Raw genomic sequence first — 7,930 nt, forward strand, 5'->3', positions numbered from 1 at the left:
GCCCTCTGGGAGGCGATGAACCCGGCCACGCCCACTTGGTCGCCTCCTTCACCCACAGGACCACTGATCGCTTGAGCACATCACGCTCCATCGCCAGCTCGGCGTTCTCACGCCGCAACCGCAACAGGGGGGTCGAGGAACGGAACCGCCCGATCCGGCGCTAAGGATTTATGGCAGATAGTCGACCACTATCTGCCATAGACTGCGAGTCGTCCTGGCGTGATGACGGTTCCGCGACAGGGCGACTCGGGAAACTATCTGCCGTAGAGCTGGAGGGTGCTCGGATGGGATCGGTGCGGACGCTTCCGGCGAGAACGGCTGGGGTGCGACTTGCGGATGCGGTGCGGGTGTATCTCGCCACGATCCCCGCGGTGAATACCCGCCGCGGTTACGCTGCCGCGCTGGATCGGTTGGTCCGCGATTTCGGTGCGGACAGTGATGTGGCGCTGCTGGATCCGGATCGGGTATCCGGGTGGTTCGTGTTCGTGTGGGGCGAGAAGTCGCCCAAGACGTTCAATCTGCGGCTGACCGCGCTGTCGTCGGCGTGTGCGTATTGGCGCGAGCAGCAGTGGCTGAGCATCGATCCGGTGGTCCGGCTGCGGGCGCGTCCGGCGGCGCCGGACAACAGCAAGGCCATGACCTCGGCCGAGGTGAGCGAGTTGCTGGGCAGGGATGCTCCGCAACTGCGGGAGCGGGTGCTGTGGACGATGCTGTACGAGTCCGCGGCCCGCGTGGAGGAGATCCTCACTCTCGACATCACCGATCTCGATACCGTGAACCGGTGCGCGACCGTCACCCGCAAGGGCGGTGCCCGCGACGTCATCTACTGGCAGACCGGAACCGCGCGGCTGCTTCCCCGGCTGATCGCCGGGCGCAGGTCCGGGCCGTTGTTCCTGACCGACCGTAAGGCCAAACCGTCTGTGGCTGTTGATGATGTTGATCCGAGCACCGGCCGCGCACGATTGTCCTATCGCCGTGCGGCGACACTGCTCGAGAAACACACCGCGCAGATGACGCGCGGCCCGTTCACGCTGCACCAGCTGCGCCACTCCCGGCTCACCCACGCCGCCGAGAGTGGCGCGTCCACACCGATGCTGATGGCGTTGTCCGGGCACACCTCGGTGCGCAGCCTGACCAAGTACGCGAAGGTGTCGGCAGAGGCCCTGGGGCGTTGGCAGGCCGAGACCGATCCCGCCTCCCGCCGAAACGGCCGCTGACGGGGATGCGGCGGGGCCTTCGGTTACGTTGTTCGTCGACGGTGCCGATCAGCTACGAGCGGTCGATCCGGACTACGGCTGCGGTATCGGCGACCGGCTCGCAGCCAGCCGCCGATACCTCTTCACATCAGGCCGGTGACGTAGCGGCCTGGCCGAGGTTCCGGGTGAAGAACCGGGTCGCGCTGTCGACCTCGAACCTGGGCACCTGGAAATGCCCGCCCGCGTTGGCGTGCAACGTCTTATCCTTCGAAGCGAAGGCATCGAACAACACCAGACCGGAGTCGCGGTCGACCATCTCGTCGTCCCACTGGAGCAGGAACTCGATCGGGACCGTGATCCGTGCCGCGGCCTCGGTCAGGGACTCGTGTCCGAGACAGCCGAAGACCGCTGCGGTGATCCTGGGTTCGACCGCGGTCAGCGGCACCCCGATCCCGGTGCCCTGCATGATGCCCCAGAAGCCGACCGGCCCCTCCGCGCCGATCTGCGGCAGTTCTTGTAGGGCGTCCAGGGTCGCTTGCCATTCCGGCACGGCGTGTTCGGCCAGGTAGGTGTGCAAACCGGCAATGATCGGGCCGATCGGTTCGCCCGCCGATTGAGCCTGCCGCAGGACGGCGATGTGCTGCTCGTACTCTGCCGTTCGGGGCCGGTCGCCGTGTCCGGGCGCGTCGATGGCGGCGACGGCGAAGCCGCAGGTGGTCACGAAATGATGGGCCCGGCCCACGATTCCCGGTGCTCTCTTGTGTTGGCCACCGCTGTGCGCCATCAGCACCAAGGGCGCGTGATCGGAGCCGGATGCGGGCGAGAAGAGTACGCCGGGAACGTCACCCACCGTGAAGTCGCGTTCGACGACACCGCTCGACGATGTCTCCGCAGTGAAATGCACAGAATGCATAGGTTGTTGCCTTTCGGATTGCCTAGTTCGCGGCGCTCCCGGCGACACCTATGTCAATCGCCCAACCGTGAAGAAGATGGGGAGCACCCAATCGGTACAGCGTTAATGGGTCTCACCTCCTCATGTGATGTCACGGACTCCCGCACGCTACCCGCCCGCGCACCAGCGCCGCAAATCCTTTCTTGCCCGGCCATCCGTGTATTCCAGGCGCACCTCCCAGCGTGAGCGACAGCATCGATATCGATGCACTCCGCCGTCGTGGGTCGGCGAACGGCCGCTGAACAGCGGCAGGCGCCATCACTCGTCGCCAGGTGCTTCGAGGTCGCGTAGTGGCCGGTGGCCACCGCCGAAGTCGGGCAGGTGGAAGGCGTAGTGGCCGTCGATGCCGATATGGGTGCGGATGAACGCCGACAGGCGCTGTGCGTCCTCATCGCGCACCGGATAGCCTTGCGCGCGTAGGTGTTCCAGAGCACGGTTGGTGTAGACGGTGTTCCACAGCACCGTGCAGTTGAGCACCAGCCCGAGCGCGGAGAGCTGATCTTCCATGCCCTCGTAATAGGTGCGGGTCATCTCTCCCTTCTTCCCGTGGTAGATCCGCCGCCCCAGGTCGTGGCGGCCTTCGGTGAGGTTGGCCTGGGCCTTGCCTTCCCGGCGATACGGTTCGTCGTCGGCCAGGCGCAGAATGTGCAGGGTCTTGAAGATCCGCCCGTAGTGCGCGATGGCCTGCCCCAGCGGGGTGGGGTTCCCGTCCCGGGAGATCATGCGGGTGACATCGTGGGCGGAGACCTCACACGCATGGATCGACACCGCGACCCGGCACATGTCCTCCCAGTGCGCCGCGATTTTTCCGGTGTCGATGCGCCCCCGTGCGGCCTGGTTGAGTGGGCCGTAGTCCGCGCCCGGGTCGAACCGCCACAACCGCTGATCGGGCAGGTTCGCCAGCTGCGGCCGATATTTCTTACCGATGAGGTGCACCAAACCGAACACGATGTCGGAATACGAACCGGTATCGGTGATGATGGCTTCGGGCCGGCGGCCACCCTGCTGGAGCTGCACGACATCGATGAAGTTCAGCGAGTCGCGTGGCGTGCCGGACACCACCTTTCCCGCCAGGCCGGCGGACTGGTCGTTGAGCATGTTCAACCAGGTGATGCCCCGTTTACGGCCGAAGTACTTCGGGTTCGGGCGCGCATGGATCGTGCGGACCGGCACCACGAACCGCATACCGTCGACCGAGGCGAGCAGGCCACCGCCCCACAGCTGCGCCAACTCGATCTCGGCTTGGGCCTTGACCAGCTCGACGTTGGCCGCGGTCAACGTCTCCGAACGAACGTAATTCTGATCGACGTGGTGCAGCCGGTCACGAGTCAGCGCGTCCACACCGGGGCTGGTCACCGCCTTGAAACCCACATTCATCGCGTGCGCGCACAACACCGCCGCGACCGAGAGCCCCAGATCGGCGACGCGGGCGCCATTGCCGGAGGCGTGGGTGAACGACTCGGCGAACCCAGACACCCAGGACATCACTTCCAGAACCAGCTCGGGCAGGTCGACCTCGGGCACCATCGCCTCCACCCGGCGGCGCAGATCCACCAGCGACGGCGGATCCGGCTCCGCGGCCAACGCGGCGAGGTGCAGGCGGCCATCCTCGTCGACCCTCGCCGGACCGTCGCCATCCAGGCGCGCGGCAACCTCGCGATAGGCGGTGTCCACCTCGGCAGCATGCTCGGCGAGCAACGCTCCCGGATCGCCTGGCAGGTTCAACGCGTTCATCCCGGCCTCACGGGCACGCTCCCACGCGGGCCCGGCCAGCAACTGGGCGCGCGGGTCACGCCAGCGCGTCGAGTGCGGGGCGAAGATGTTGCGGTGCTTGAGATGCCGATGGAACTGCTCGAGCAGGCACAACGTGTACGCGGCCCGGTCGACAGTCTCCGGCGGGCGCCCTTCCCGGTAGACGAGGCGCTTCCACCCGCCGCCGACGAGATCGTGGTCGACGCGGCGGGCATCGAGCCAGGTCGCGGGCAGTTTCGACTTCATCGACAACAGCTCACCCAGAACCTTCATCGCCGCCAGCACCGCCGCACCGTCCGCCGTGGCCCCGAACACCACGGTGCGCATCATCGGCGGCAGGAACACCCGGACCGTGGACAGGCGCCCCGCTAGCTCTTCCAGGCGCTGGGCGTTCAACTCGGCGTCATCGACCGGAACCAACTCGTCGATCACCGCGACAGCCGCACGCAGCTCGCTCTTAGTCGCGGTGTTCTCGATCAGATCCCACATCATCTCCAAGCTCAGGTCCGGTTCGACCTCGGTCATCTCCAACAGCACCTTCACCGCCGCCGCGAGCTTGCCCGCATGACGCGATTCTCTGAACTTTTTTGATCTTGCACTACGACAGTCGCGGTGCAGTCGTGCTCGCCGTGACGGTGCGGTCGACGATCGTGCTGAACGCCGGTAGGCCGAGGTTCACGGTGGCGCTGCGGCGAACTCGTTCGTCGAGTTCGGTGAGTTTGCGCTCGGCGCCGGCGAGGCTGACTTTGAGTCCTTCGACCTCGCCATACCAATTTTCGCGTTCGGCTTCGTCGATGCGCTCGAGCAGGTTGTCGCGGATCTCGATGATGCGTTGGCGTTGCGCGGGATCCGGTCGCAGGAGGCTGCATCGCAGGCAGCTGTGCTCATGGGCGCAGGGGCTTCCGTAGGCTCGGCCGCAATCGCCTAGATGATCGATTCCAAGGGGTGTTTTTTACACTGTGCTGGCGCGCGCCGCTGGGCGCTCGGTCGGCGCTGACCGGTCACGGCGTGGCGGCGAACGGTGTAAAGCGGCCGGTGTATTCGCAGGCCAGTACGGAAATCCGGGACGGTGTGCGCGCCACTTCAGATATCGGCTCCGAGGGCGGCGGCGCACCACAGCGCCGCGTCGCATTGTCGGCCGCGATTCCGAAAGCGTCGTCTGACATACGGCGATCTGCGACCGGTTGAGGGCGCGGCAGCTCAGCCGCGCGCGGCCGGATCGGGCAGGTCGGCCAGGCCCAGCACCTTGTGCAGTGTCGCAGCCAGCGCGTTCAGGTCGTCGGTGCACACCGCGGCGAAGCGTTCTTCGATACCGGACAGGTAGTGCGGAGCGGCTTCGCGCAGCCGCTGCCTGCCGGTATCGGTGATGCTCACGAAGGCCGAGCGTCCGTCGTCCGGGTTGGATTCCCGGCGCACCAAGCCCTGGGTCTCCAATTCGGTGACCAGCCGGCTCACCCGGGTGCGGCTCAGCACCACCCGTTCGCCCAGGTCGCTCATCCGAAGGCGTTGTGGTGCATCCAGTTCCAGCAGTACGTCGTACCAGCTCAGCGGCAGCCCGGTGGCGCGGCGCAGGGCGGCGTCGAGTTCGGGTACCAGCGTGGCATGTACCTGCAGCAGCGCCGCCCAGGCGGCGACCGCTGGGCGAGTTCGGTTCACGGACGTCGGCACAACACGATCATAACTGGTTGCGTGCACGCGCACATATATAGTAGCGTGCACACGCACATAAATTCAGGTTCGAGAAAGGCATAACGTCATGACCACACTGATCACCCGCGACGAGCTCGCCAAGGAAATCGAAGCCGGGTCGGTGACCGTGATCGACGCGCTCGGCGCCGAGTATTACGCCAAGGCACACCTGCCCGACGCGTTGAACCTGGTCGAAGCCGACGTGGAAACCACAGCACCGCAGCTTCTTCCGGACAAGTCCGCCGCGATAGTCACCTACTGCTCAAACGCATCTTGCCCCAACAGTCAGCAGGTGGCCACCAAGCTGGAGGCCCTCGGCTACACCAATGTGCGCAAGTACCGCGACGGCATCCAGGACTGGACCGCCGCCGGGCTGCCGGTCGAGAGCTGATCGTCCCGCCGCAGATCGTGCCCGGCCGCTGTCGAGCAGCTCCGACGTGCTCGGCCGGGTGGCGCATCCTCGTGCGATGCGATGGTAGACATGAGCGCAAGCATCGAGCTGCCGGCTGGCTGGGAGGCTGAGGTTCGCGGCGCGCTGGTGCGCTCTGCGCATGTGGAGTTGGCCATCAGCGCGCTGCGACAGCGGGCATGGACAGCGTGGCCCTGCTACTCGAGTTTGTCGGCAGCGTATGTTGCGTGGCTGCCGCAGGATCCACATGGTGCCGAGGGAATAGCGCACGAGCCCGTGCTGCCGCCCGAACTCGCCGATCAGCTGCCAGCGCGGATTCCGTACTTTCTGTTCACCGCACCGAATCCGCTGGGACCCCGGGGAATTATGCGTCTATCCCCGTGGCGCCGGGCAATTCGCTGTCCGCCGGGCAGTGGACCACGCGTAGCCTGCTCGATCTGCCGCAGACCGCACCGTGCATCCCCGACCTGTTCGAGCGCATCCGCTCCTTCCCGGTAGAGCGCTTCCGCGAGCTGAGGATCGAAACCGCCCGATCCGCGTGTGGATTTCGCCGAGGAGACTTGAGCGTGAGCTGTTACGAGAGTCACGTACCTGTGAGCAATGAAGTAGACACCCTCGCCACTGCACTGTATGTCAGGACCGATGATCTGTTGAAGCTTCGCCCAGATCTGGCGCCTTGGCGCCCGCCGGTCGGAATCGCGCCGCGGCTGACCGATGCCGAGCTGGTGACCCTGGCAGTCATTCAGGCGCTTCTGGGCTTCACCTCCGAAGCCCGCTGGCTGCGGTACGCCCGCGCCCATCTGCGGCACCTGTTCCGGTACCTGCCGCAGCAGCCCGGCTACAACAAGCGGTTACGTGTGGCGGCCCCGATGATCCTGGCGATCATGCGCAGCCTGGCTGTCGACACCACGCTGTGGACCGACGACGTGTGGGTGGCCGACTCTACCCCGGTCGAGAGCGGCCGGTCCCGGGAGACGGTGAAGCGCTCCAACCTGGCTGGATACGCCGAATACGGCTACTGTGCCTCCCATTCACGCTACTTCTGGGGGTTCCGTCTGCACCTGGTCGCCACCCTCGGTGGCCTGCCGGTCGGGTTCGCGCTGACCGGCGCGAAAGCCGACGAACGTCAGACCCTACTGAGCATCCTCGACACCGACCCAACCCTGATCGACGGACGGCCGGGACAGAAGCTGATCTGCGACAAGAACTACTTCGGCGCCGGGTTCGAGGCCGAACTGGCCGAACACGGGATCCGGCTGCTGCGCCCGGCGCGCAAGGGTGAGCCTGAACGGCCCAGTGCCGGGTTATTCAAGCCGCTGCGGCAGGTGGTGGAGTCGATCAACCAGACCCTGAAGGCACAGCTGGACCTGGAACGCCACGGCGGGCGCACCGTCGCCGGTGTCGTCGTGCGTGTACTGCAGCGACTGTTCGCACTCACCGCCGTGATCTGGCACAACGACACCACCGGCGCGCCGGTCCACCGGTCACTGATCGCCTACGACCATTGATCCGGGGTGGTGGGCCCGCACAGCAGGCCAACCACCCCTTGGAATCGATCATCTAGGGCTACTCGCCGCTGTTCGAAGTGGCCGAGGAATTCCTCCCACTCCTGATCGGTGGGAGTCCTGTATTCCTCGCTGGGTCGTGTGTTCCGCCGGCGTGCGATGAAGGCGCGATGTCCGGTGATGACCTCCTCTGGATAGATGGCCTTGTAGCCCATGGTCGTGTTGATGTCGGCGTGTCCAGCTATGAGCTGGGCGATGTGGGGTGGCAACCCGTTCATGACGGCGTCCGTGATGAACATATGGCTTGTCTCCGCAGTGGCAGTGTGCGGTCGGGTTCGTGTTGCGTTTGACTTCGCCGACTCCCATCGCGGAGTTCGTGACCGGGGTCGCGGTTCGTGTTGCGATAGAACGAAAAGAATTGTGATGG

At 65.8% G+C, this 7,930-nt stretch carries 7 protein-coding genes; 3 read left to right on the forward strand and 4 right to left on the reverse strand.

Translation table 11 applies throughout. The annotated features are described in order from the left end of the window. Positions 1-323 precede the first annotated feature (323 nt). Positions 324-1,217, forward strand: a complete 894-nt coding sequence (locus IU459_RS35850; protein ID WP_324199155.1) for a tyrosine-type recombinase/integrase — start codon at positions 324-326, stop codon at positions 1,215-1,217. Positions 1,218-1,344: 127 nt separating this feature from the next. Here the strand turns inward: IU459_RS35850 and IU459_RS35855 are convergent, their stop codons facing one another. From IU459_RS35855 to IU459_RS35865, 3 genes are all read right to left on the reverse strand, one after another. Then, positions 1,345-2,100: an alpha/beta hydrolase gene (locus IU459_RS35855; RefSeq protein WP_324199157.1), complete on the reverse strand. Its 756-nt coding sequence runs from the start codon at positions 2,098-2,100 to the stop codon at positions 1,345-1,347. A gap of 306 nt (positions 2,101-2,406) precedes the next feature. Further along, positions 2,407-4,518 carry a Tn3 family transposase gene (locus IU459_RS35860; protein WP_228838986.1) on the reverse strand — a complete coding sequence of 704 codons (2,112 nt, stop codon included), beginning with the start codon at positions 4,516-4,518 and terminating at the stop codon, positions 2,407-2,409. 582 nt (positions 4,519-5,100) lie between these two features. After that, positions 5,101-5,568 (reverse strand): MarR family winged helix-turn-helix transcriptional regulator, encoded by a 468-nt coding sequence (locus IU459_RS35865; RefSeq protein ID WP_324199156.1) that lies wholly within the window; start codon positions 5,566-5,568, stop codon positions 5,101-5,103. 88 nt (positions 5,569-5,656) lie between these two features. On the opposite strand from IU459_RS35865, the gene IU459_RS35870 reads away from it, so the two are divergent. Together IU459_RS35870 and IU459_RS35875 are read left to right on the forward strand one after the other, a co-directional pair. Continuing rightward, complete coding sequence (locus IU459_RS35870) at positions 5,657-5,980, forward strand: rhodanese-like domain-containing protein (RefSeq protein WP_195134040.1); 324 nt, start codon at positions 5,657-5,659, stop codon at positions 5,978-5,980. Between the two features lie 611 nt (positions 5,981-6,591). Further along, entirely contained in the window at positions 6,592-7,506 is a 915-nt protein-coding gene (locus tag IU459_RS35875) for an IS982 family transposase (protein ID WP_195134043.1), read from the forward strand. On the opposite strand, the gene IU459_RS35880 is transcribed toward IU459_RS35875, so the two are convergent. After that, positions 7,494-7,802 (reverse strand): hypothetical protein, encoded by a 309-nt coding sequence (locus tag IU459_RS35880; protein WP_440446557.1) that lies wholly within the window; start codon positions 7,800-7,802, stop codon positions 7,494-7,496. The two genes, IU459_RS35875 and IU459_RS35880, sit on opposite strands and share 13 nt — an antisense overlap. Between the last annotated feature and the right edge of the window lie 128 nt (positions 7,803-7,930).

Origin of the sequence: Nocardia amamiensis, assembly GCF_015477605.1 — a bacterium.
Lineage (GTDB): Bacteria > Actinomycetota > Actinomycetes > Mycobacteriales > Mycobacteriaceae > Nocardia > Nocardia amamiensis_A.

Bases quoted from the DNA above. Each gene is read 5' to 3' on its own strand.
- IU459_RS35870 (WP_195134040.1), top strand. From the start codon at position 5,657: ATGACCACACTGATCACCCGCGACGAGCTCGCCAAGGAAATCGAAGCC.
- IU459_RS35880 (WP_440446557.1), bottom strand. From the start codon at position 7,802: ATGTTCATCACGGACGCCGTCATGAACGGGTTGCCACCCCACATCGCC.